Here is a 24,182-nt window from a genome sequence, read left to right as displayed (position 1 = left end):
GCCGCTCCACCAGCAGGTACGACCCGGTCGCGGCGGCCAGCGTGACCGCGCACCGGACGGCCAGCAGCGCGACCCCGGTCAGCCCGGTGCGCTCCGCGGTGAGCCACTGGAACAGCGGCCAGTGCCAGAGGTACACGCCGTAGGAAGATCCGGCCGAGCCGGACCAGCGGGGCCAGCGCGAGCAGCCGGGCGGTCGCGCGGTCGGGCTCACCGTGGCGTGTGCGATGACGGCCGCCACGGCCAGGGCCACCAGGGTGAGGCCGCCCCGGTAGACCCAGCCGTCCCCGCCGTCGGCGGTGGCCCAGAGCCAGCCGGTCCCCACGGCCCCGGCCAGGGCGAGCCCGCCGAGCACCGGGTGCCGTACCCGCGCCGGCGTTCCGGCCGGTGTCGTCCTCCTGCTCAGCAACACGCCAGGCCGGCGCCGACCAGCAGGGCCACCGCCCGGGTGTCGGTGCCGTAGTAGACCCGGTCCACCGCGCCGGGCGCGAAGAGTGCCGCCGCGGCGAGCGCCGACCCGGCCGTGCCGAGCAGGGTCACCGTGCGGAGCCCGCCGACTTCCGGCGGGGACGGCGGCGCGCCTGCCCCACGTCGTCGGGCTCGGCGCGCCGTCCACGCCAGCAGCGCCACCAGCAGCAGCGGCCAGACCAGGTAGAACTGCTCCTCGATGCCGAGCGACCAGGTGTGCTGCAACGGCGACGGGCTGCCGGTGGCGGCGAAGTAGTCCCCGGAGCGGTGCGCCATCCGCCAGTTCGCCAGGTAGCCGAGCGCGGCCAGCGCGTCCCAGCGCAGCGCGGGCAGCTCGGTGCCGGGCAGCAGCTGGCGGGAGACCAGCAGCACGACGAGGAGCACCAGCAGCAGCGCCGGGAGGAGCCGGCGGATCCGCCGGCCCCAGAAGGCCGTCAGGTCGATCCGCCCGGTGTCCCGGTGCTCGGCGAGCAGCAGCGAGGTGATCAGGAACCCGGAGAGGACGAAGAACGCGTCCACGCCGAGGAATCCGCCGGGGAGCGCCGCCACCCCGCCGTGGAAGGCGAGCACCGCTGCCACCGCCAGCGCCCGGACGCCGTCCAGCGCCGGCTGGTACGCGATCCGGGGTCCGCCTGCACCCGACATGCGCCGGTTGTCCCCGTCGCCGCCGGGTCTACACCCGGCCGCGCCGGTGTCACCCAGTGGTGGAAGCGAGACGGCGGTCGGCCAGGACGGTGCCGACCCGGTCGGCGGAGCGGGCGATGCGGCGGCGGATGACCCGCAGGTGCGCCGCGACCGAGCCGGGGACCACCAGGGCCGCCACGGTGATCGCCAGCCAGGGCGGGCCGGCGGCCAGCACGGCCAGGGCGGCGGCCAGGCCCAGCAGCACGCTGTTGAGCAGGGCGATCATGCCGGCCTGGCTGACCAGGTCGCGGAACCAGTGCCGCCGGAACGGCTCCGGCGCGAAGGGGCCATGGTCGTCCAGCGTCGGCATCATCACGTACGCCGTCAGGTCGGGCGCCCGCCGGGCCAGGTAGGTGCGCAGCACGGTGGCCGCCACGGCGTAGCGGCGGCCCCGGTCGTTCAGCTCGACCTGGCGGGCGAAGACCGAGATCCCGAGGAGCAGGACCAGCACCCCGAGGCCGGCCAGGACGGCGGGCCGCACCCAGCCGTCCGGGCTGCCGGTGGTGATCAGCCCCGCGGAGACGGCGGTGGCGGCGGAGGCCACCGCGAGGAAGAAGGTGAACCGGGCCGCCGACTGGTCGTGCACCGCGCGGCTCAGCTCGCGCAGGTGCTCGTACTCGGCGAGGGCGATGGTCAGCGGTACGTCCGTGTCCTGGGCCATCCGGCGTTCCTCCTCGCGGTCGCGGCCCCCACCGTAGCCAAGATCCGCGAGGGCCGGCGGCCTGGCGGTCCGATTCCCGAGGGAGTCGGTCTACCTCACAATGTAGTAGGGGTGCTACATTTCGCGGTACTGATCCGACACACCTCGGGGAGCGGTCATGACGGCGGTCGAACTACCGGGAGTGGACACGACTCCCCACCCACCCGACGACCACCTCGTCCTCGACGTCCGTGACCTCCGTATGCGCTACGGCAGCGTCGACGTGCTGCACGGGGTCACGTTCACCGCCCGGCGCGGCGAGGTGCTCGCCCTGCTCGGGCCGAACGGGGCCGGCAAGACCACCACCATCGAGATCCTCGAAGGCTTCCGGATGCGCTCCGCCGGCGAGGTGAGCGTCCTCGGCAGCGACCCGGGCCGGGGCGACGAGCGGTGGCGGGCCCGGATGGGCGTGGTCCTCCAGTCTTGGCGGGACCACGGCAAGTGGCGGGTCCGGGACCTGCTGGCCCACCTCGGCGACTTCTACGCACCGTACTCGACCGCCCGGATCCGCCGGCCCTGCCCGGTCGACGAGCTGCTGGACACGGTCGGCCTCGGCGCGCACGCCGGGAAGCGGGTGCACCAGCTCTCCGGCGGCCAGCGCCGCCGGCTCGACGTGGCGGTCGGCATCGTGGGCCGCCCGGAGTTGCTCTTCCTGGACGAGCCGACGGTGGGCTTCGACCCGGCCGCCCGGCGCGAGTTCCACGAGCTGGTGCACCGTCTCGCCGACCTGGACGAGACCACCATCCTGCTCACCACGCACGACCTGGACGAGGCGGAGAAGCTGGCCGACCGGATCCTCATCCTGGCCGGCGGCCGGATCGTCGCCAACGGTTCGCCGGACGAGCTGTCCCGTCGGGTCGCGGGGGACGCGGAGATCCGCTGGACCCGGGACGGGAAGCGTTTCGTGCACTCCGCCGCCGACGCCACCGGCTTCGTCCGCGATTTGCTCCGCCAGTACAGCGACGCCGTGCAGGAGCTGGAGATCCGCCGGGCGAGCCTGGAGGACGCGTACATGGCACTGGTCTACGAAGAGGAATCCGGGGTGCGGGCCGGCGCGGCGACCCGGATGTGGCGGCAGGGGAGCAGCGACCGATGAACCCGACCGTGGCGGCCGTCCGGGCCGGCGTCCAGCGCGGCGTGATCGAGCTGCGTAACACCTTCACCAACGCTCAGGACCTGTGGAACTACTTCTTCCCGACCGCGGCCCTGCTGACCGCCATGTTCTTCATGCGCGGTTCCACGGTGCCCGGCACCTCCTTCTCCCTCGGGGCCCGAACGCTGCCCAGCGCCCTCGGCATGGGGCTGGCCTTCGGCGGCATGCTGGTCCTCGCCTCGCAGCTGGTCATCGAGCGGGAGGACGGCACCCTGCTGCGCGCCAAGGCCACCCCGAACGGGATGCTCGGCTACCTGGTCGGCAAGATCATCCTGATGTCGACGGTGGCGCTGATGAGCATGTTCATCCAGCTCGTCCCGGCGCTGTTCTTCCTGGACGGGCTCCGGGTGACCAACGCGTCCGCCTGGTTCACCCTGCTCTGGGTGGCGGTGCTCGGCCTGGTCGCCACCCTGCCGATGGGCGCGGTCCTCGGCGCGCTGATCGAGAACCCGCGCAACCTCGGGCTGGTCATGCTGCCGAACATGGGGCTGATCGCCCTCTCCGGCATCTTCTACCCGATCAACGGCTACCCGGGGTGGCTGCAGGGCGTCGCCCAGGTCTTCCCGATCTACTGGCTAGGGTTGGGGATGCGCTCGGCGCTGCTGCCCGACGGCATGGCCGCGGTCGAGCTCGACGGCTCCTGGCGGCACCTGGAGACGCTCGGGGTGCTCGGCGCGTGGGCGGTGCTCGGGCTCGTGCTGGCGCCGGTCGTGCTGCGCCGGATGGCCCGCCGGGAATCCGGCTCGCGGGTGGCCGCTCGCCGGGAGCGGGCCATGCAGCGGGTCGGATGAGAGGGCGTCGATGAGCGAGACCGTGCACAACCGGATCGCGGTGCTGCGCGCCGAGCGGGGCGTCTCCCGCCGGCAGCTCGCCGACGCGCTGGGCGTGCATTACCAGACGGTCGGCTACCTGGAGCGGGGTGAGTTCCGGCCCAGCCTGCACCTGGCGCTGCGGATCGCCGCGTTCTTCGAGGTGCCGGTCGAGGTGGTCTTCTCCATCGAGCCGTTCCCCCGGATCGGCGACGTGACCAGCGGCGCGGGCCGCTCCGCCTGACCGCGCGGCCGGCCGGTCCGGCGGGCCGCGGCGTCCTTCGCCACACGGGCGTCCCCCGACCACCGGATCGTCGGTCCGGCAGGGCAGGATGTACGCCGAGGAGGTGGCGGAGATGGCGGGGCGGATCCGGGACGAGGACATCGCGCTGGTCCGCGAGCGCAGCTCCATCGCCGAGGTCATCTCCGACACGGTCACCCTCAAGTCGGCCGGCGGCGGCAACCTCAAGGGGCTCTGCCCGTTCCACGACGAGAAGAGCCCGTCGTTCAACGTCTCGCCCGCCCGCAACGTCTGGTACTGCTTCGGCTGCGGGGCCGGTGGGGACGCGATCAAGTTCCTGATGGACGCGGAGCACCTCAGCTTCGTCGAGTCGGTCGAGCGGCTCGCCGCCCGCGCCGGCCTCCAGCTGCGGTACGTGGAGGACGACCGGTCCACCCCGCGCAGCCGCCCCCAGCAGGGCCAGCGGCAGCGGCTGGTCGCCGCGCACGCGGCCGCGGTGGAGTTCTACCGCGCCCAGCTCACCACGGCCGGCGCCCGCCCGGCCCGGGAGTTCCTGGCGGAGCGCGGCTTCGACCGGGCCGCCGCCGACCGGTACGGCTGCGGCTTCGCCCCGGACGGCTGGGACCTGCTCACCAAGCACCTGCGCCAGCAGGGCTTCACCCACGACGAGCTGGTCACCGCCGGGCTGTCCCGCCCGGCCCGGTCGGGCTCCCTGATCGACCGGTTCCGCCGCCGGTTGCTCTGGCCGATCCGGGACCTCGCCGGCGACGTCATCGGGTTCGGCGCCCGCAAGCTCTTCGCCGATGACGACGGCCCGAAATACCTGAACACCCCCGAGACGCCGCTCTACAAGAAGTCGCACGTCCTCTACGGCATCGACCAGGCCAAGCGCGAGATCGCCAAACAGGGCAAGGTGGTCGTCGTCGAGGGCTACACCGACGTAATGGCCTGCCACCTGGCCGGCGTCACCACGGCCGTGGCGACCTGCGGCACCGCGTTCGGCGCCGACCACATCGGGGTGCTGCGCCGCCTGCTGCTGGACACCGACGCCGTGGCCGGCGAGATCATCTTCACCTTCGACGGGGACGCCGCCGGCCAGAAGGCCGCGCTGCGCGCGTTCGAGGACGACCAGCGCTTCGTCGGGCGCACCTTCATCGCGGTGAGCCCCGACAACATGGACCCGTGCGAGCTGCGCCTGGCCAAGGGCGACCTGGCGGTCCGCGACCTGGTCGCCCGCCGCGAGCCGCTGGTCGACTTCGCGCTGCGCCACGTGATCAACCGGTACGACCTGGACACCGTCGACGGCCGGGTGGAGGCGATGCGCCGAGCCGCCCCGCTGGTCGCCAAGCTCAAGGACCGGGAGAAGCGCCCGGAGTACGTCCGCAAGCTCGCCGGTGACCTCGGCATGGAGATCGAGCCGGTGCAGCGGGCGGTGCTGACCGCCGCCAACGGCCAGCCGAGCGGCGAGCGGCCCGGCCCGGCCCGGTCCGCCCCGGCCGCCCCCGCCGTGGACAGCCCGCAGTCGATGGTCGAGCGGGAGGCGCTCAAGCTCGCCCTCCAGGAGCCGGTGCTGGCCGGCCCGATGTTCGACGCGGTCGAGTCCGCCGCCGTACCGCCACCCCGTCCACGTGGCGGTGCGGGCGGCGGTCGCGGCGGCCGGCGGCGCGGCGGCGGCCACCGGCGGCGCGGTCTGGATCGAGCAGGTCCGCGACGCCTGCGAGGACCTGGCCGCCAGGGCGCTCGTCGGCGAGCTGGCCGTCGAGCCGCTGCGCATCGACGGTGAGCCGGACCCGCGCTACGTCTCGGTGACCATGGCCCGGCTCCAGTGGGGCTCGGTGACCGCCCGGATCAAGGACCTCAAGTCCAAGATCCAGCGGATCAACCCGGTGAGCAACAAGGACGAGTACTTCGCGCTCTTCGGGGAACTGCTCTCGCTGGAGCAGCACGCGCGGGCGCTTCGCGAGCAGGCCGCCGGAGGACTGTGATGGGACTGTTCAACCGGAAACCCAAGCTGCCCCCCGCCGACCGGCCGCCGCTGGCGACCGACGAGCGGGTGCTCGCCTGGGCCGCCGCCGGCAACGGCGAGGGCGACGGCGTGCTGGTCGCCAGCAACCTCGGGCTCTGGCTGCCCGGCCGGGGCCACCGGCTGGGCTGGCACGAGATCCTCAAGGCGATCTGGTCCGGCCGCGAGCTGACCGTGACCCCGGCCGAGCAGGTTACCGAGCGGGACGGCTACCAGGTCGTCGCGGACTGCCGGCCGAGACGTACCTCCTGCTCGACCCCGGTGACCTGCCGCACCAGGTGCGCGCCCGGGTCACCCGCTCGGTGGCGTACACGGCGCACCACGAGCTGCCCGGCGGCGCCGGCCGGATCGCCGCCCGCCGGGTGGCCGGCGTGGACGGGCTGACCTGGACGGTCCGCTACGACCCGGGCACGCCGGCCGACGACGAGACGGTGGCCGCCGAGACCGACCGGCTGGTCGCCGCCGCCCGCGCCGCGACCGCCCCCGTTGACGTCTGAGGCGTACCCCACTGTGGAGCCGAGCCGCCAGTGAACCGGGTGCCGGGGGCGGGCCTGACGCGACCGGGGCGAGCGCCCGGCCGCGATGCCGGGCCCGGACGGGACGTCCGGACCCGGTCCGGGTGGATCAGTTCGCGCCGAGGTCCTGCAACGCCTTGGCCGCGCCCCGGTGCAGTGGCACGGGGTCGGTCTTGCGGGCGTTCTCCAGACTGATGCCATTGGCGGCCGGATTGGCCTGGGCGAGGGCGTCCTTCTTCTCGAAGACCGTCTTCGTGATCGCGCAGGCGACGTTCGCGTCGAGGTCCTTTCGGACCAACAGCACATTCGGCACCACGATGGTGGGGGTGTCGGCCGCGGTCCGGTAGACGTCCGCGCGAATCGTCCCGGCCTGGTACGCCGGGTTGAGCTCGGTCATCTTCGGCAGCAGCGGAGTGATGTCGATGAACTTCACCTTGTCGCCGGCGGTGGTGAACAGGTCGGTCACCCCGCCGGTGGGCACCCCGCCGGACCAGAAGAAGCCATCGATGCTGCCGTCCTTCATGCCCTCGACGGTCTTGGTCAGGTCGAGCCGCTGCGTCTGGATGTCCTTGGCCGGGTCCAACCCGGCGGCCTCCAGCAGCCGATTCGCGATGACCTCCGTGCCGGACTTGGGGGAGCCGGTGGAGATCTTCCTGCCCTTCATGTCCGCGACCGAGGTGATCCCGGAGTCGGCCCGGACGGCGACCTGGGTGTAGTTGTCGTAGATCCGGCCGAGCGCCTCGACCGGCTGAGGGGCGGTGAAGCTGCCCTTGCCCTGCACCGCGTTGACCGCCGTGTCGAAGAGCGAGAAGGCGACGTCGTACTGGCCGCTGACCAGCTGCTCGACGTTCTGCACCGAGGCGCCGGTCTCCGCGGCGGTGCCGGTCAGCTTGCCGCCGGTGGCCGCGGAGAGCTGGCCGGCCAACGCGTTGCCGACCACGTAGTAGACGCCGGTGGCGTTGCCGGTGGCGATGCCGACCCGGGTGTTCTCGGTGACCTTGCAGGTGACCTCGCTGGAGGCGTCGTCCTTGGCCGCGCCGTCCTGACGGCCCCCGCATCCGGCGGCACCCGCCGCGACAAGGGCCAGCGCGCCCACCCCCGCGGCGATCCGCACGTCGATCCGTCTCACTGTCTTTCCTGCTTCCTAGTTGTTGCTCATTGCTGAGCGGTTCGGATGGTTCGCTCTCCGCTCGGCGGTGGCCGGGCTGGAGTCCTGGACCGGCAGTCTGGTCCGGTGGCGATCGGTCCTGTCCTGCAGGATCTGCTTCACCTTCTGGTGCGGGGTGTGCAGGGCGATGTCGGGGTCGCCTGCTCGCTGCAGGATGTTGATCGCGGCGTTCACGTCGGCCTGCCACACCACCCCGCACGCAGTGCAGTGAAGCCGGTCCCCGTGGCGTCGGCCGAGCCGGCCGCAGCGGTGACAGGCTTGTGAGGTGTAGGCGGCGTTGACGTGTACGAGCACAGAACCTCTGCGCTCCGACACGTTTGTTAGGGCCTCGGCGGTGACCCCTTTGGTCCACGCGGCGAGGCGCCGGTTGACGTTGCGGCCGAGCGTGGTGCGTCCGGCGAAGCTCTTGGTGAGGTCTTCGGCGACCACGGTGGCGGCCTTGTCGACGGCGCGGTGCACGGCGGTGAAGATCTCCGTGCGCACCCGTGCGCGGTGGCGCGCGGCCTGTCGCTCCCGCTTGACGGTCCCGAGGTTGTTGGCCCTGATCCGGTGCGCTTTCGCATGGTCGCCACGACGGGCGGCGGTGTTCGCGATCGAGCGCAGCTTCGCCCGACGCCGGTTGCGTTCCTTCAACTGGTCCGACTCGCTGCTCAGCAGCTGGCCGAGGCGGGTGCCGTGGCGGCCGCCGTCGGAGTCGGTCACGGCTTCGGTGTAGCCCTTGTCGACGCCGACCGTCCGGTCCCCGCACGGCCGCTGCGACGACCGCATCTGCGATGCGTCGATCTGGTAGTGCACCTCGACCCGCCCGCCGCGCAGCATCAGCCGCAGCGTGCCCGTCGGGGCGACGGTCGACGACAGCGGGATCCTGACCATCTGGCGGCGTTCGAGACCGGGAACCGCCAACCACAACCGGCCCCGCCGGTCCACGACGGTGTTGTACTTGTCGGCGCGCACCACGATCTGATCGTGCGTGCGGTTGCGGCCACGCTTCCAGTGCGTGCGCATCTGTCGAGCCAGAAAGGGGTCGACAGCCCATCGGTCGGCCTTCAGCGCGGTGAACATCCGCTTGCGCTCAACCGGATCGGTGGTGCGTCGGGTGATCGCCCGCCGGACCTCGACCTTGGCCGAGGCGAGGTTCGCCGCGATGTCGGCCATGGCGTCGCGGACCGTTTCCTTCCACGCGTTCGCCAGCACACCGAACCGCGTGTGCGTGCCGTCGGCCAGCCACCGGTCCCGCACCTGTCGATCCGTCAACCCGGACCCAACACCGGCGACCGACCCGTAACGCTGCCACACCTCGCTACGCACCCGACCCAACCGGCGCGCCTGCTCCGCCAGGGCGGCGTACTTACCTGCATTCAGGCCCGTCGAGTAAGCGATGCGCGTGACCTTCACCGGTGACCAGCCCCGGTCAGGTCCGCCCCGGCGGATCCACGTCGGACGAGCACACCCGCCACGGCCAGTGCGGCCAGGACCGCGCCGGCCGTGATGGGGACAGGTTCGAGCCAGAGCAGCAGCAGCCCGGCGACGGCGCCGAGGATCCGCTCCGGCGGGCCGGCCGGGCCGACGCCGGGCAGCCAGCCGCCCGCCGCGACGGCCAGCACGGCGACGCTGAGCGCAACCACCACTCCGGCCACGGCGATCCGCCCCGGGCCGCCGATGCCGAGCAGCCCGAGGCCGGCTGGGGTGATCACGAAGGCGATCGGGATGAGGTAGGCCGGCAGGGCGTACCGCAGGGTCTGCCACATGGTCGGCACCAGCCGGCCGCCGGTGACCGCGGCGGCGGCGACCGCCGCGAGCGCGGTCGGCGGGGAGGCCTCGGACAGGACCGCGAAGTAGAAGACGAACATCGCTGCGGCGGGCGCGGCGACGCCCAGGTTGAGCAGGGCCGGGCCGATGATCACCCAGCCGATCACGAACGACGCGGTGACCGGCACGGCCAGGCCGAGCAGGCTGAGCGCGATCGCGGCGAGCAGCGCGGTGAGCGCCAGCACCACCGCCGGGTCCGAGCTGACCGCCTGCGCCCCGCCGACCAGCAGCGCGGCCGCCTGCGGGCCGAGGCCGGTCTTGGTGGTGGTCGCCGTGATGATGCCCGCGGCGGCGCAGACCGCGGTCACTGCGAGCACCCCGCGCACGCCGCCGCTGAGCGCGGCCACCAGGCGGGCGGGGGTGAGCCGGTGCCGCCGGTCCAGGAAGGACAGCGCGGCGGCCAGGACGGTGGCGGCCACTACGGCCCGCGTCGCGGACATGCCGAGCGCGAGCAACACGATGATCACGAGCAGCGAGAGGAAGTGGTAGCCGAAGCGGGCCAGCAGCCGCCAGGCAGAGCCGGTGTCGATCACCACCGGGCGCACGCCGGAGCGCCGGGCGTCGATCTCGACCGAGAGCAGAATGCCGAGGTAGTAGAGGACCGTCGGGACGGTCGCCCAGCCGAGCACCTGGAGGTACGACACGCCCAGGTATTCGGCGATGATGAAGGCCGCCGCGCCGAGGGTGGGCGGGGAGAGGATCGCCCCCACGCCCGCGGCGGCCAGCATGCCGCCGGCACGCTCGGCCGGGTAGCCGGCCGGCGCAGGATCGGCCAGGTCACCGCGCCGATGCTCACCGTCGTCGCGGCACCCGATCCGGAGACGGTGCCGAGCAGGAAACCGGAGGCGACGGCGGTGCGCCCGGCGGCCGTCCGGGAGCGCCGGAAGGCGGCGGCGGAGAGCTCCACGAAGAATCGGCCCGCCCCGGAGAGGTCCAGCACCGCGCCGTAGATGGTGAAGAGCACGATGTACGAGGCCGCGACGTCCAGCGGCGTCCCGTAGAAGCCGCTGTCGGAGTTGTAGAAGGCGTCGACGAGCTGGCCGAAGTCGAGGCCGGCGTGGGCCACCGGCCAGGACTGCGGCAGCAGCCCGCCGTAGTAGCCGTAGGCCAGAAAGAGCAGGCAGACCGCGGGGAGGATCCACCCGGTGGTGCGCCGGCACGCCTCCAGCAGCAGGAGCAGCAGCACGGTGCCCATCGCGACGTCCAGCGGGACGAGCAGGCCCTGCCGGTCGAGGAACGCGTCGTACCCGCCACCGCCGGCGCCGAGCGTGACCGGTAGCACCGGGTAGAGGCAGCTCACCAGCGCCGCGACGGCGAGCGCCCGGTCGGTCGGGGTGGGCCCCTGCGCCGCCCGGCCCGCCGCCGTCCCGGCCCCGGTAGCCGCCCCGTCGGCCGGTACGGCGTGCCCGTCGGCCGGTGCGCCCGGGGCGTCGGCCGTCGGGCGGTGCCGGCGGGCAGTCGCAGGTCCGCCGGGTACGCGAGGAAGACCATCGGCAGAATGCCGGTCAGGAAGATGATCAGGTAATACTTGCTGCCCTGCGGGAGCGGGAAGAAGACCTGCCAGAGCGCGAGCAGTGCGATCGCCAGCGTCGCCCCGGTGAACAGCAGCCCGATCGGTCCGGAAAGGACGCGCCCCGGTTTCTCGTCCTCGAAGCGGGCGGCGAGTTCGCGGGTGTCGGGGTGGGCGCTGGTCGGCCCGTCGTCGGCCCAGGCCGGGTCGCCGACCGCTCCGTCGTCCGGCGGTAGGGCGACCGGGGCGGCGTTGGGCGCAGGCGTCGCCTCGCGGGAGCCGGCAGGCCGGGGCCGCGGGGGAGAGCCGTCGGAGGAACGAACGGGCGACACGAGGGGAACATACGCGAATTCCGTACACCACGCATTGCCCCTCGTGATTGCGGCAAGTCATGGAAATCGGCTGGCAGTCACTCAGCGCACCCGTTTGTCGGGCGGACTTCCCCGCCGCAGTCCGCGCAAAAATCCGCAGCGAGCTTCCCGCGTCGCGTGAGTCCGAACAGGATCTGCCCACTATGAGGCGGAGTCGCCCCGGCGGGCGGCTCCCGGCGAGACCGTCAGGTCGCTCACGTGGCGTAGCGGACAGCACTCCGCGTGGTGTCGTGGGTGCCGCGCGTCCGCGGCGACTAATCCGGTCGAAGCTGTCGGACCCGGCGGCTAGGGTCGGCCGGTGACCACTGCTCAACCACTCATCCAGGCTCGGGGGCTGGTGAAGCGGTTCGGCGACTTCACCGCCGTCGACGGCATCGACGTCGAGGTGCGACCCGGCGAGGCGTTCGGCTTCCTCGGGCCCAACGGCGCCGGCAAGTCCTCCACCATGCGCATGGTCGGCTGCATCTCCCCGCCGAGCGGCGGCGAGCTGCGCATCCTCGGCATGGACCCGGTCCGGGACGCCCGGCGATCCGGGCCCGGCTGGGCGTCTGCCCCCAGCTGGACAACCTCGACCCGGAGCTGACCGTCCGGGAGAACCTGACCACCTACGCCCGCTACTTCGGCATTCCCCGCCGGGTGGCCCGCGAGCGCGCCGCCGAGCTGCTCGACTTCGTCCAGCTCACCGAGCGGGCCGACAGCAAGGTCGAGCCACTCTCCGGCGGCATGAAGCGCCGGTTGACCATCGCCCGCGCGCTGGTCAACAACCCGGAGATCGTCCTGCTCGACGAGCCCACCACGGGGCTCGACCCGCAGGCCCGGCACCTGGTCTGGGAGCGGCTGTTCCGGCTCAAGCAGCAGGGCGTCACCCTGGTGCTCACCACCCACTACATGGACGAGGCCGAGCAGCTCTGCGACCGCCTCGTGGTGATGGACGGCGGTCGGATCGTGGCCGAGGGCTCGCCCCGCGCCCTGATCGAGCAACACTCCACGCGGGAGGTGGTGGAGCTGCGCTTCGCCGCCGACTCGCAGGAGGCGTTCGCCGGCAAGCTCGACGGGCTGGGGGAGCGGGTCGAGGTGCTGCCCGACCGGATCCTGCTCTACGTCGCCGACGGCGACGCGGCGGTCGCCGAGGTCACCGCGCTCGGCCTCGTCCCGGCCAGCGTCCTGGTCCGGCGCAGCAGCCTGGAGGACGTGTTCCTGCACCTCACCGGCCGGACGTTGGTGGACTGACGGCCTATGGACCGTCGTAGGGTGGCCGGCGGTCTGTCGTACCCGGGAGGTAGGAAGGCCGTGGTGGGCGGAGAGCGGGGGTGGTGGACGTGAGCGTGGCGGGGCGGGTCCGGCCGGCGTTGCCGCGGGTGCCGGCGCTGGCGGTGCTCGCGCACTACCTGGTGGGCTATCGGCGGACCTGGCGGGCGGGGGTCTTCTCGTCCTTCCTGCTGCCGGTGCTCACCGTGGTCGGCTTCGGCTTCGGCGTCGGGGCGTACGTCGACCAGGGCGTCGGCGGCCTGCGTTACCTCGACTGGCTGGTGCCGGGCCTGATCGCCTCCACCGCGATGCAGGTCGCGATCGGCGAGTCGACCTGGCCGGTGCTGAGCAACTTCCGCTGGATCAAGACCTACTTCGCCCAGTCCGCGGCGCCGCTGCGGGTGGGAGACATCCTCGCCGGCCACCTCGCCTTCGTGCTGTTCCGGGCGTTCACCAGCACGGCCGCGTTCCTGCTGGTGACCGCGCTGTTCGGGGCGGTGCGCTCGCCGTGGGCGGTGGCCGTGCTGCCGGTGGTGCTGCTGCTCAGCCTGGCGGTCGCCGCGCCGACCTTCGCGTTCAGCGCCTGGGCGCCGAGCGACAGCTATCTTGCACTGCTGTTCCGTTTCGCGGTGATCCCGATGACGCTCTTCGCCGGGGTGTTCTTCCCGGTCGAGTCGCTGCCGTCGGGGCTGCGCCAGCTGGCGTACGCGACGCCGCTCTGGCACGGGGTGGACCTCTGTCGGGCGGCCACGCTCGGGGTGGCGCCGCAGTGGTCGTCCCCGGTCATCTGCTCTACCTCGCCGCCTGGGCGATCGCCGGTTGGCTGCTGGCCCGGCGCGCGTTCCGCCGCGAGCTCGTCGTCTAGGGGAGGGGTGTCGTGGTCGGTCTCGTCCTGCCCCGGCTGGTCAGCTTCGAGGGGGCGCCCCGCCGGTCGGCCTCGGTCGCCGAGCGCAACCTCGCGGCGCTGAAGAGCGCCTACTGGCTGGTGCTCATCTCCGGCTTCCTGGAGCCGGTGCTCTACCTCTTCTCCATCGGCATCGGGGTGGGGGCGCTGGTTGGCGACCTCACCCTCCCGGGCGGCCGGGTCGTCTCGTACGCCGGGTTCGTCGCGCCGGCGATGCTGGCCTCGTCGGCGATGACCGGCGCGCTGGCGGAGACCACCTTCAACTTCTTCGGGAAGATGAAGTACATGAAGCTGTACGACGGGATCATCGCGACCCCGGTGCAGCCGTTCGAGATCGCCCTCGGCGAGTTGGGCTGGGCGATGATCCGGGGCTCGCTCTACTCGGCGGCCTTCCTGGTCGTCATGGTGGGGATGGACCTGACCAGCGTGGGCCGGGCGGCGACCGCGTTCCCGGCCGCGGTGCTGGTCGGCTTCGCGTTCGGCGCGCTCGGCATGGCCGTCGCCACGTTCATGCGCAGCTGGCAGGATTTCGACCTGATGGGCTCCGCCCAGTTCACCCTCTTCCTCTTCTCCGGCACCTTCGTTCCGGCCGAGGCGTATCCGGCCGTGTTGCGCTGGGTGGTCGAGCTGACCCCGCTCTACCGGTCGGTGCACCTGATCCGGGGCATCTCCGTCGGGGCGACCGGCTGGTCGTGGCTGCTCGACGTGGCGTATCTGCTGGTCCTGACCGGGGTGGGGCTGTTGGTGGCATCCCGACGGATGGGGAGGTTGCTCTACAAGTAGCTGGTTAATCACCGGCTCTCGCGGGGCATGTGCAGGGCGACGCCGACGACGAGGGAGTGGCGATGGCCTCCGACGAGACTTCCGCCCGCAGCGGGCGCGACCGTGCCGACCGCGGAGAACCCGCCGCGGCCCGCGGCGGTGACCGGGCGGGCCGGGAGGCCGGCCGTGGGCGCAACCGCGGGCCGGTCGGCCCGGACGAAGCGCCGGGCAGCCCGACCGAGCTACCGGGCGCGGGGTGGAAGGCCGCGCTGACGCGCACGGTCAAGGAGTTCCAGGACGACAGCCTGACCGACTGGGCCGCCGCGCTCACCTACTACGGGGTGCTCTCGATCTTCCCGGGCGTGCTGGTGCTCATCTCGGTGCTCGGCCTGCTCGGCACCCGCGCCACCGAGGGGGTCAAGGACACCGTCAACCAGGCCGTGCCTCAGGAGAACATCCGCGAGATCATCGAGACCGCGATCGAGCAGGCGGGCGCCTCCGGCGGCCTGGCCAGCATCGCCGCGATCATCGGTCTGCTCGCCGCCTTCTGGTCGGCCTCCGGCTACATCGCCGCCTTCATGCGCGCCTCCAACACCATCTACGACGTGCCGGAGGGGCGGCCGATCTGGAAGACCCTGCCGATCCGGCTCGGGGTGACCGCCCTGGTCGGCGTGCTGCTGCTGGCCGCCGCGGTGATCGTGGTCTTCACCGGCGGCCTCGCCGAGCAGGTCGGCAGCGCGATCGGGCTGGGCTCGACGGCCGTGACGGTGTGGAACATCGCCAAGTGGCCGGTGCTGCTGATCCTGGTGAGCCTGATGTTCGCGATCCTCTACTGGGCCTCGCCGAACGCGCGGCACGGTGGTTTCCGCTGGGTCAGCCCCGGCGGCGTGCTGGCGGTGGTGATCTGGCTGGTGATCTCCGGCCTCTTCGCCCTCTACGTCAGCAACTTCGGCTCGTACAACAAGACCTACGGGACGCTGGCCGGCGTGATCATCTTCCTGGTCTGGCTCTGGTTGAGCAACATCGCGATCCTGCTCGGCGCGGAGTTCGACGCGGAGCTGGAGCGCGGGCGCGCCATCGAGGCCGGGCACCCGGCCGAGGAGGAGCCCTACGTCGAGCTGCGCGACGACCGCAAGCTGAAGAAGAAGCGCAACGCCCGTCGCTGATCCGGCCCCGTCGACCGCCCCGCCCCGCCGCGTCCGTCGCGGCGGGGCGGTCGCACGTCCAGCGTCCCGTGCCCGCCCCGTTTCGCCGCGCCGGGTCCGGGAGACCGGCTGCGGGTCGGCGAGGTGGCGGCGTCGGAGGTCGGCGGATCGCGCCATCTCGCCGATCTGGCGTCGATCGTCGTGCCGGCCGCCCCGGGCGGCGGTGGGGTGAGCTGGGCCGGAACGGCCCGCTTTTCGTGATCCACTACGCGCTTTTGCTCAGATGGACAAAAGTTTGGCTTGGATCGCGCTGAAGCTATGGACATGCGGCCCGGAAGGCTCCTACTGTGTCGGACACGACACGTCGCCGTTGCGTCGATGTGAACGACTCCGATGCGGAGGTGAGTCCCGGTGCGGACGGTGGACCCCCTGCACGTACGGCTGCTGCGGTTGCTCCGGGACGAGGGAGCGGTGTCCCGGGCGGAGCTCGGCGACCGGTTGCAGATGCCGCGCCCCCGCCTCCTCGCCGAGCTGGAACGGCTGGTCGGCCTCGGCTACGTCGCCGAGGCGGGCCTGGCCGCGTCCCGCGGTGGCCGGCGCTCCACCCTGGTCGAGCTGAGCCCGCACCTGCGCTTCGCCGCGGTCGACCTGGGCGCCAGCTCGATCGACGTCGAGGTGGTCAACGGCCGCCTCGAACCGGTGGCTGCCTACACCGAGCCGGCCGACATCCGCTCCGGCCCGAAGGTGACCCTCCAGCGGGTCAACGAGCTGCTGCACAAGGCCAAGGTGGACGGCGCGTACGAGCGGCTCGACTCGGTCGGCATCGGCGTGCCGGGGCCGGTGAGCTTCCGCGACGGCGTGCCGGTCTCGCCGCCGATCATGCCGGGCTGGGACCGCTTCCCGGTCCGCGAGCTGCTCACCCGGGAGCACGGCTGCCCGGCGGTGGTCGACAACGACGTCAACATCATGGCGATCGGCGAGCGGCACGGCGGGGTCGCCCACTCGGTGGACGACTTCCTGTTCATCAAGATCGGCACCGGGATCGGTTGCGGCATCTACCTCAGCGGCGAGGTGTACCGGGGCACCGACGGATGCGCCGGGGACATCGGCCACATCCAGGTCGACGCGAACGGTCCGATGTGCTCCTGCGGCAACCTGGGCTGCCTGGAGGCCCTGTTCAGCGGCGCCGCGCTGGCCAAGGAGGCGACCGCGGCGGCCCGCGCCGGCATCTCCCCGGCGCTCGCCGAGCGGCTCGACGCCCGGGGCGCGTTGACCGCGCTGGACGTCGCGCAGGGGGCGGCCGAGGGGGACGTCACCTGCATCCAGCTCATCCGCGACGGCGGCCGGCGGGTCGGCAGCGTGCTGGCCGGGCTGGTGAGCTTCACCAACCCGTCGATGATCGTGATCGGCGGCGGCTCGCCCAGCTCGGGCACATCCTGCTCGCCGAGATCCGCAGCGTGGTCTACCGCCGGTCGCTGCCGCTGGCCACCGGCAACCTGCCCGTCGTCCTGTCCGAGCTCGGCCCGCGCGCCGGGGTCGCGGGGGCGGCCGTGCTCGCCAGCGACCTGGCCTTCGGGGAGGCGTCATGACCGCGAGGAGCGAGCCGGGCCGGCGAGCCCCGCAGTCGCGAGCCGGGGAGGCGTCATGACCGCGCGCGACGACGATCCGGTCGTCCCGGGTGCCGGTCCGGCCGGGGACACGGGGGAACCGGCCGACCGGGACGGACCGTCGACGAGCAGGAGCGAGGAGGCCGTCGTGACGAGGACGCCGCTGGTGGAGGCCCCCGCGGACACCGTCGCGGGCGAGGTGGTCTTGCGCCTCACCGACGTGGTCAAGACCTTCCCCGGCGTACGCGCGCTGGACGGGGTGCAGCTGGAGGTGCGGGCCGGCGAGGTGCACTGCCTGCTCGGGCAGAACGGCGCCGGCAAGTCCACCCTGATCAAGGTGCTCTCCGGGGTGCACCGGCCGGACTCCGGCGAGGCCCACTGGCGGGGCGAGCCGGCGGCCTTCGCCAGCCCGCAGGCCGCGATGCGGGCCGGGATCGCCACCATCTACCAGGAGCTCGACCTGGTCGAGGACCTGTCGGTCGCGGAGAACGCCTTCCTCGGCCACGAGCCGCGCCGGTTCGGGTTCGTCCGTCGCGGCCGGATGGCCCGCCGCACCCGGGAGATCCTCGGCCGCCTCGGCCACCCGGAGATCCCGCCGGGTCGGATGGTCCGGGCGCTGCCCGCCGCCGGCAAGCAGGTCGTCAGCATGGCGCGGGCGCTCTCCCACGAGGCCCGACTGATCATCATGGACGAGCCGAGCGCCGTGCTGGCCCACGACGAGGTGGGCAACCTGTTCCGGATCATCCGGGAGCTGACCGCGCAGGGCATCGCGGTCATCTACATCTCGCACCGGCTGGAGGAGATCCGCGAGATCGGCGACCGGGTGACCGTACTCAAGGACGGCCGGACCACGGCGGCGAACCTGCCGGCGCGCGACACCCCGACCCGCGACCTGGTCGCCCGGATGACCGGCCGGAGCATCGAATACGTCTTCCCGGACCGCCCCGCCGCGGACCCGGCGGGCGCCGAGCTGCTGCGGGTGGACGGCCTGACCCGGTCCGGCGAGTTCGCCGACGTCTCGCTGACCGTGCGGGCCGGCGAGATCGTCGGGATCGCCGGGCTGGTCGGCTCGGGCCGCTCCGAGCTGCTGGAGACCATCTACGGCGCCCGCCGCGCGCAGGCCGGCACGGTCCGGATGGGCGGCCGGACGCTGCGGCCCGGCAGCGTCGGCGCGGCGGTGCGGGCCGGCATGGGGATGGCCCCGGAGGAGCGCAAGAGCCAGGCGCTGCTGCTCGGCGAGTCGATCTACCGCAACGTCACCCTGGCGACCTTCGGCCGGTACGCCCGGCTCGGCTTCACCGACACCGGACGGGAGCGGGCCGAGGCGGACCGGATCGCCGACTCCCTGGAGCTGCGGCCCCGCGACGTCCGGCGGCCGGTGCGCACCCTGTCCGGTGGCAACCAGCAGAAGGTGGTGGTCGGGCGCTGGCTGCTCGGCGACACCCGGCTGCTGCTGCTCGACGAGCCGACCCGGGGCGTGGACGTGGGGGCCCGGGCCGAGCTGTACCAGGTCATCCGCCAGTTGGCCGCGCGGGGCGTCGGCGTGCTGCTGGTCTCCAGCGAGGTGCCCGAGGTGCTGGGGCTGGCCGACCGGGTCCTGGTGATGCGGGAGGGCCGGGTCGTCCGCGAGGCCCCGGCCGGCGAACTCGACGAGAACACCGTGCTCGACCTCGTCATGGCGGGGTCCCTCATGGAAGGTGCGCCGGCATGAGCGAGCGCAGCGAGCGAATCGACGTGTGGACGGAGGCGGCGGCATGAGCGAGATGAGTCCCACGGCGACGCCGGAGCGGCCGGCGGACCTGCCGGCGCAGTCGCCGCCGGTGGATCCGGCGGAGACCGCGGCGGCGACCGCGAAGTCGGACGCGCCCGGCCGGCTCTCCTGGTGGCGGGGCGACGGCGGGGAGGGCGCGAAGCGCAACCTGGGCCTGCTGGCGACCCTGGTGGTGCTCGTCGTCATCGGCATCCTCACCCGGCCCGACCTGTACGGGAACGCGAGCTGGGTGTGGGGCAACACGCTCACCATCCTCAAGCTCGCCTCGGTGGTCGGCGTGGTCACCGTCGGGATGACCTTCGTGATCATCGGCGGCGGCATCGACCTGTCGGTCGGCGCGATCGTCGCCCTGGCCGGCGTCTGGGCCACCACGGTCGCCACCCAGAGCTACGGCGCCGGCGGCATGATCTTCAGTGCCCTCACCGTCGGGCTGGCCGTCGGCGTGGTCAACGGCCTGCTCGTCTCGTACGGGCGGCTGGTGCCCTTCATCGCCACGCTCGCCATGATGGTCGCCGCCCGGGGGCTCGCCGCCGAGATCTCCGACAAGCAGACCCAGGTCTCGAACAACACCTTCATCAACGGCATCGCCAGCACCGAACTGCTCGGCATCCCGCTGCTGGTCTACATCCTCGCCGCGGTGGTTGTCGCCGGTTGGGTGCTGCTCAACCGGACCACCTTCGGCCGCCGCACCGTCGCGGTCGGCGGCAACCCGGAGGCCGCCCGGCTCGCCGGCATCAACGTGCGGCGGCACACGCTGTACCTCTACGCGCTGTCCGGCCTCTGCTGCGGCATCGCCGCGGTCATGCTGACCGCGCAGGCCACCTCCGCGCAGGCGGCGATGGCGAACCTCTACGAGCTGGACGCGATCGCCGCCGCCATCATCGGCGGGACGCTGCTCAGCGGCGGGCGGGGCACCATCATCGGTTCCCTGCTCGGGGTGGTCATCTTCTCCACCATCACCAACCTCTTCGCCATCAACGGCCTCTCCACGGAGGCCCAGAACATGGTCAAGGGCGGCATCATCGTGGCCGCGTCCTGATCCAGCAGGTGCAGTTCCGCAGCCTCACCCAGTTCCTCGGCCGCAATCGGGCCACCACCACCTGACCCACCGCACACCGGCGGCCACCTCGACAGCGACGGTGGCCGGGACCAGCACACCCATTTTCACCCCACCACCTCATCCATGGAGGTCGTCATGACCCAGCACAGTCGCGACCTGTCGCGCCGCCGGCTGCTGTTCGGCGGGGCCGCGCTCTCCGCCGGCGTCGTGCTCGCCGGCTGCACCAGCAACGAGGCGACGCCGACCGAGGCGCAGACCAAGGCCGCCGCAACCGGTGGCAACGCCGAGCCGGGCAAGAAGGTGACCATCGGCTTCTCCGCCCCGGCCGCCGACCACGGCTGGATCGCCGCCATCACCAACAACGCCAAGGCGCAGGCCGGGGCGTACTCCGACGTGGAGTTCAAGAGCGTGGAGGCCGGCGCGGACGCGGCGGCCCAGCGCGCCGCGCTGTCCACCCTGATCTCCCAGAAGCCGGACGTGATCGTGCTGCTGCCGCACGACGGCAAGGAGCTGAACGCGTTCGGCCTGGAGGCGATGAAGGCCGGCATCCCCGTGGTCAACCTGGACCGGGCCTTCCCCGACCCCAAGGCCTACCGCCTGCAGATCAAGGGTGACAACTACGGCATGGGGGTGGCCGCCGCCACCTACATCGTCGAGCAGCTCAAGGCCAAGGGGGTCAGCAACCCGGTGATCGGTGAGATCCCCGGCATCGACTCGCTGGAGCTGACCCAGGAACGCTCCAAGGGCTTCGCCGACACCCTCGCCGCGAACGGCCTGCGGGTGGCCAACCGCCGCCCGGCCGAGTTCACCGCCGACTCCGGTCAGCAGGCGGCCACCGGCCTGTTCCAGGCGCTGCCGAAGCTCGACGCACTCTGGAACCACGACGACGACCAGGGCATCGGTGTGCTCGCCGCGGTCAACCAGGCCAACCGCAAGGAGTTCTTCATGGTCGGCGGCGCCGGCTCGAAGAAGGCGATGGAGGACATCCAGGCCGACAACACGGTGCTCAAGGCCACCGTCACCTACAGCCCGTCGATGGCCTCCTCGGCCATCTCCCTGGCCCGCCTCATCGGTCAGGGGAAGGGCATGTCCGACCTGGTGGAACTCCAGGTTCCGAAGGAGATCGTGCTCGCCTCGGAGACGATCACCAAGGAGAACGCGGGCAACTACCTGAAGCTCGGGTTCTGACACACGGGGGGAGACCCACCTTGTCCACTCACGACAGACACCTGCGGGTCGGCATGGTCGGCTACGCGTTCATGGGCGCCGCGCACTCCCAGGCGTGGCGCACCGTGAACCGGGTGTACGACCTGCCGGCGCGGGTCCGGATGTCGCTCATCTGCGGGCGGGACGCCGGAAAGGTGGCCGGCGCCGCCGACCGGCTCGGCTGGGAGGGGCACACCACCGACTGGCGGCGGCTGGTCGAGTCCGACGAGATCGACGTGGTCGACATCTGCACGCCGGGTGACAGCCACTGCGAGATCGCGATCGCCGCGCTGGCCGCCGGCAAGCACGTGCTGTGCGAGAAGCCGCTGGCCAACACCGTCGAGGAGGCCCGGCTGATGGCGGCCGCCGCCGCCCGGGCCCGGGCCGACGGGGTACGCGCCATGTGCGGGTTCAACTACCGCCGGGTGCCGGCGGTCACCATGATGCGGCAGCTGGTCGCCGACGGACGGCTCGGTGTGATCCGGCACGTCCGGGCGGCGTACCTGCAGGACTGGATCGTGGACCCGCAGTTCCCGCTGGTCTGGCGGTTGCAGAGGGACAGGGCGGGCTCCGGCGCGCTCGGCGACATCGGCGCGCACATCATCGACCTCACCCAGTACGTGACCGGGCAGCGGATCAGCGGGGTCAGCGCGCTGACCGAGACCTTCGTCAAGGAGCGGCCGTTGCCGGCCGGGTCGAGCGGCCTGGCCGCCCACGCGGACGGCAACGGCCGGGCCACCGGCACGGTCACCGTCGACGACGCGGCGGTATTCGTCGCCCGGCTCGACGGCGGCGCGCTGGCCACGTACGAGGCGAGCCGGTTCGCCACCGGCCGCAAGAACGCGCTCCGGGTGGAGATCAACGGTTCGCTCGGCAGCGTGGTGTTCGACCTGGAACGCCTCAACGAGCTGGAGTTCTACGACGCCACCCGGCCCGCCGCCGAGCAGGGTTTCACCCGGATCCTGGTGACCGAGGGGGAGCACCCGTACATGTCGGCCTGGTGGCCGCCGGGCCACATCATCGGCTACGAGCATTCCTTCACCCACCAGATGCGGGACTTCGTCGAGGCGGTCGCCACCGGCGTCGACCCGACCCCCTCCTTCGCCGACGCGTTGCAGGTCCAGCTCGTGCTGGACGCGGTGACCCGCTCGGCGGAGCTGGGCTCCTCCTGGACGGAGGTGGAGCCGGCCGTGGCGGCCGAGCTGGCCGCCTGACCCGTCGCGCGCCGGCCGACCCGCCGGCGCCGCCCGATCGACTTTCCGGAGCCGGCCGGCGAGGACCGGCCGCGGTTGCGCCCGCGGCGGGGACGAGGCCGGCCCCGGAGGGCGTGCCACCGGAGCTGCTCGGTGCGGCACGAGCAGCACGGCCGTCCGGTGCGGCCGGACCGGGATTCCCCGGCCGCACCGGCGGACGCGTACCACCCGGCGACGCGGGGCAGGCAGGACCGGGACGCCGACCGACCCGGCCTGCCAGCCCCGTCCGCCCACACCCGCCCGGGACCCCGTCCGGCGCGCTGCCGCCGACTTCGCCGCCGGACCCGGGCGCAACCCCGGGACGCCACGGGCGGACGGGGCCCATCCGCACATTGACGACTAGCGAGATCTCGGCACGGAGGTTCCACGGGAAGGAGCACGATGCGTACGGGTATCTGGCTGATGGGGGCGCGCGGCTCGGTCGCGACCACCAGCATCGTCGGGGCGCTCGCCCTCCGGGCCGGGCTCACCGGCCCGACCGGCTGCGTCACCGAGCTGCCCGAGCTGCGGGGTCCGGCCCTGCCGGCCTTCGCCGATCTCGTCCTCGGCGGCCACGACGTGGTGGCGACCCCGCTGATCAAGCGGGCCGAGGCGCTGGCCACCGCGGGCGTGCTGCCCGGCCGGCTGGTCGACACCCTCGCGGGGGAACTGGACGAGGTCGAGCGGGCGCTGCGCCCCGCCCCGGCCGGGGGCACCCAGGCCGACCGGGCCGCCGCCGTCGCGCGGGACCTGACCGACTTCCGGGACCGGCACGGGCTGGACCGGGTGGTGGTGGTCAACGTCTGCGCCACCGAGCCGGCCGCCGACCCGCACCCGGCGCACGCCGACCTGGTGGCCCTGCGGGCCGCGCTGGCCGGCCCCGATGAGGTGCTGCCAGCCAGCTCGCTGTACGCGTACGCGGCGTTCACCGCCGGCTGCCCGTACGTCGACTTCACACCGTCCACCGGGGCCCGGCTGCCGGCGCTCGCGGCGCTGGCCGCGGAGCGTGGCCTGCCGTACGCGGGGCACGACGGCAAGACCGGGGAGACGCTGGTCAAGTCGGTGCTGGCGCCGATGTTCGCGATGCGGCACCTGGCCGTCCGGTCCTGGTCCGGGGTGAACCTGCTCGGCGGCGGGGACGGCGCGAACCTGGCCGACCCGGCGGCGAACGCGGCCAAGGTGGCCAGCAAGCAGCGGGTGCTCGGCGAGACGCTCGGCTACCTGCCGCAGGGCGACACCCGGATCGACCACGTCGAGGAGCTGGGCGACTTCAAGACCGCCTGGGACCTGATCACCTTCGCCGGCTTCCTGGGCACCGGGATGCGGATGGAGTTCACCTGGCACGGCTGCGACTCCGCGCTGGCCGCCCCGCTGGTGCTCGACCTGGCCCGGCTCACCGCCGCCGCGCACGCCGCCGGCCGGCGCGGCCCCCTCCCCGAGCTGGCCTTCTTCTTCAAGGACCCGCTCGACGCCCCGACCCACTCGCTCGTCGAGCAGTGGGCCCTGCTGCGCGACCTCGTCGCCGGCCTGCACCGGGGAGGCGCCCATGGCCAGCCTCGCTGACCTCGCCGAACTGGTCCGGGCGCCGGCCGCGCTCTCCGTACCCGGGGACGTGCTGGCGGGCGCGGCGGCGGCCGGCGTCCTGGACGCCGGACGCGGCGCTGGCCGGGGCGTCGGTGCTGCTCTACTGGGCCGGCATGGCGGCCAACGACTGGGCCGACCGCCACCTGGACGCGGTGGAGCGACCGGAGCGGCCGATCCCCTCCGGCCGGGTGAGCCCGCCGGCCGCGCTCGGGCTC

The 24,182-nt window shown here is 72.9% G+C and carries 15 protein-coding genes and 8 pseudogenes; 16 read left to right on the top strand and 7 right to left on the bottom strand.

Annotation, left to right across the window (positions count from 1 at the left end; translation table 11 throughout):
• The 3 genes and pseudogenes from JNW87_RS14450 to JNW87_RS14440 form a co-directional block, all read right to left on the bottom strand.
• Window positions 1–409 (bottom strand): annotated as a pseudogene (locus tag JNW87_RS14450) (hypothetical protein); the annotation flags it as partial.
• Entirely contained in the window at window positions 400–1,110 is a 711-nt protein-coding gene (locus JNW87_RS14445) for an acyltransferase (protein ID WP_238453841.1), read from the bottom strand. The gene JNW87_RS14445 and the pseudogene JNW87_RS14450, both read right to left, overlap by 10 nt.
• A 49-nt stretch (window positions 1,111–1,159) precedes the next feature.
• On the bottom strand, window positions 1,160–1,810 hold the full coding sequence (locus JNW87_RS14440; RefSeq protein WP_109804679.1) for a hypothetical protein: 651 nt from the start codon (window positions 1,808–1,810) through the stop codon (window positions 1,160–1,162).
• Between the two features lie 157 nt (window positions 1,811–1,967).
• On the opposite strand from JNW87_RS14440, the gene JNW87_RS14435 reads away from it, so the two are divergent.
• From JNW87_RS14435 to JNW87_RS14415, 5 genes and pseudogenes are all read left to right on the top strand, one after another.
• The gene (locus JNW87_RS14435) at window positions 1,968–2,945 is read left to right on the top strand and encodes an ABC transporter ATP-binding protein (RefSeq protein WP_109804680.1); all 978 of its coding nucleotides are present in this window, start codon (window positions 1,968–1,970) and stop codon (window positions 2,943–2,945) included.
• A complete protein-coding gene (locus JNW87_RS14430; protein WP_109804681.1) occupies window positions 2,942–3,793 on the top strand; it encodes an ABC transporter permease in 852 nt (283 codons plus the stop codon). Before JNW87_RS14435 ends, JNW87_RS14430 begins: the two co-directional genes overlap by 4 nt.
• 10 nt (window positions 3,794–3,803) lie before the next feature.
• Window positions 3,804–4,055 (top strand): helix-turn-helix transcriptional regulator, encoded by a 252-nt coding sequence (locus JNW87_RS14425; protein ID WP_109804682.1) that lies wholly within the window; start codon window positions 3,804–3,806, stop codon window positions 4,053–4,055.
• An 88-nt stretch (window positions 4,056–4,143) separates the two neighbouring features.
• Window positions 4,144–6,037 (top strand): annotated as a pseudogene (dnaG, locus tag JNW87_RS14420) (DNA primase).
• A pseudogene (locus JNW87_RS14415) lies at window positions 6,037–6,572 on the top strand (hypothetical protein). The pseudogenes dnaG and JNW87_RS14415 overlap by 1 nt, the downstream one beginning before the upstream one ends.
• A 127-nt stretch (window positions 6,573–6,699) precedes the next feature.
• On the opposite strand, the gene JNW87_RS14410 reads toward JNW87_RS14415, so the two are convergent.
• The 4 genes and pseudogenes from JNW87_RS14410 to JNW87_RS41505 form a co-directional block, all read right to left on the bottom strand.
• Entirely contained in the window at window positions 6,700–7,719 is a 1,020-nt protein-coding gene (locus JNW87_RS14410) for a TAXI family TRAP transporter solute-binding subunit (protein ID WP_109804685.1), read from the bottom strand.
• A 15-nt stretch (window positions 7,720–7,734) separates the two neighbouring features.
• Window positions 7,735–8,997: a transposase gene (locus tag JNW87_RS14405; protein WP_238453840.1), complete on the bottom strand. Its 1,263-nt coding sequence runs from the start codon at window positions 8,995–8,997 to the stop codon at window positions 7,735–7,737.
• 152 nt (window positions 8,998–9,149) lie between these two features.
• A pseudogene (locus JNW87_RS14400) lies at window positions 9,150–10,762 on the bottom strand (TRAP transporter permease).
• A gap of 101 nt (window positions 10,763–10,863) precedes the next feature.
• On the bottom strand, window positions 10,864–11,409 hold the full coding sequence (locus JNW87_RS41505) for a hypothetical protein (RefSeq protein ID WP_375373511.1): 546 nt from the start codon (window positions 11,407–11,409) through the stop codon (window positions 10,864–10,866).
• 337 nt (window positions 11,410–11,746) lie between these two features.
• Between JNW87_RS41505 and JNW87_RS14395 the strand changes: the two are divergent.
• The 11 genes and pseudogenes from JNW87_RS14395 to JNW87_RS40655 form a co-directional block, all read left to right on the top strand.
• Window positions 11,747–12,678, top strand: a pseudogene (locus JNW87_RS14395) (ABC transporter ATP-binding protein).
• A gap of 83 nt (window positions 12,679–12,761) precedes the next feature.
• Window positions 12,762–13,561, top strand: a pseudogene (locus JNW87_RS14390) (ABC transporter permease).
• Between the two features lie 12 nt (window positions 13,562–13,573).
• Window positions 13,574–14,383, top strand: a complete 810-nt coding sequence (locus tag JNW87_RS14385) for an ABC transporter permease (protein ID WP_109804690.1) — start codon at window positions 13,574–13,576, stop codon at window positions 14,381–14,383.
• A gap of 62 nt (window positions 14,384–14,445) precedes the next feature.
• Window positions 14,446–15,528, top strand: coding sequence for a YihY/virulence factor BrkB family protein (locus JNW87_RS14380; RefSeq protein ID WP_109804725.1), 1,083 nt, complete (start codon window positions 14,446–14,448; stop codon window positions 15,526–15,528).
• 390 nt (window positions 15,529–15,918) lie between these two features.
• A pseudogene (locus tag JNW87_RS14375) lies at window positions 15,919–17,096 on the top strand (ROK family protein).
• Window positions 17,097–17,313: 217 nt separating this feature from the next.
• Complete coding sequence (locus tag JNW87_RS14370; protein ID WP_201749921.1) at window positions 17,314–18,825, top strand: sugar ABC transporter ATP-binding protein; 1,512 nt, start codon at window positions 17,314–17,316, stop codon at window positions 18,823–18,825.
• 43 nt (window positions 18,826–18,868) lie between these two features.
• A pseudogene (locus tag JNW87_RS14365) lies at window positions 18,869–19,989 on the top strand (ABC transporter permease).
• 91 nt (window positions 19,990–20,080) lie between these two features.
• Window positions 20,081–21,133 (top strand): substrate-binding domain-containing protein, encoded by a 1,053-nt coding sequence (locus tag JNW87_RS14360; RefSeq protein ID WP_109804727.1) that lies wholly within the window; start codon window positions 20,081–20,083, stop codon window positions 21,131–21,133.
• 20 nt (window positions 21,134–21,153) lie between these two features.
• Window positions 21,154–22,365: a Gfo/Idh/MocA family protein gene (locus JNW87_RS14355; protein ID WP_109804693.1), complete on the top strand. Its 1,212-nt coding sequence runs from the start codon at window positions 21,154–21,156 to the stop codon at window positions 22,363–22,365.
• Between the two features lie 420 nt (window positions 22,366–22,785).
• Window positions 22,786–23,946 carry an inositol-3-phosphate synthase gene (locus tag JNW87_RS14350; RefSeq protein ID WP_109804694.1) on the top strand — a complete coding sequence of 387 codons (1,161 nt, stop codon included), beginning with the start codon at window positions 22,786–22,788 and terminating at the stop codon, window positions 23,944–23,946.
• A partial coding sequence (locus tag JNW87_RS40655; protein WP_375373510.1) for a UbiA family prenyltransferase occupies window positions 23,880–24,182 on the top strand: 303 nt, incomplete at its 3' end. The genes JNW87_RS14350 and JNW87_RS40655, both read left to right, overlap by 67 nt.

This window comes from Micromonospora sp. ATA51 (genome assembly GCF_016802855.1).
Taxonomy (GTDB): domain Bacteria; phylum Actinomycetota; class Actinomycetes; order Mycobacteriales; family Micromonosporaceae; genus Micromonospora; species Micromonospora sicca.
This window is presented reverse-complemented; position numbering and strand designations above follow the sequence as displayed.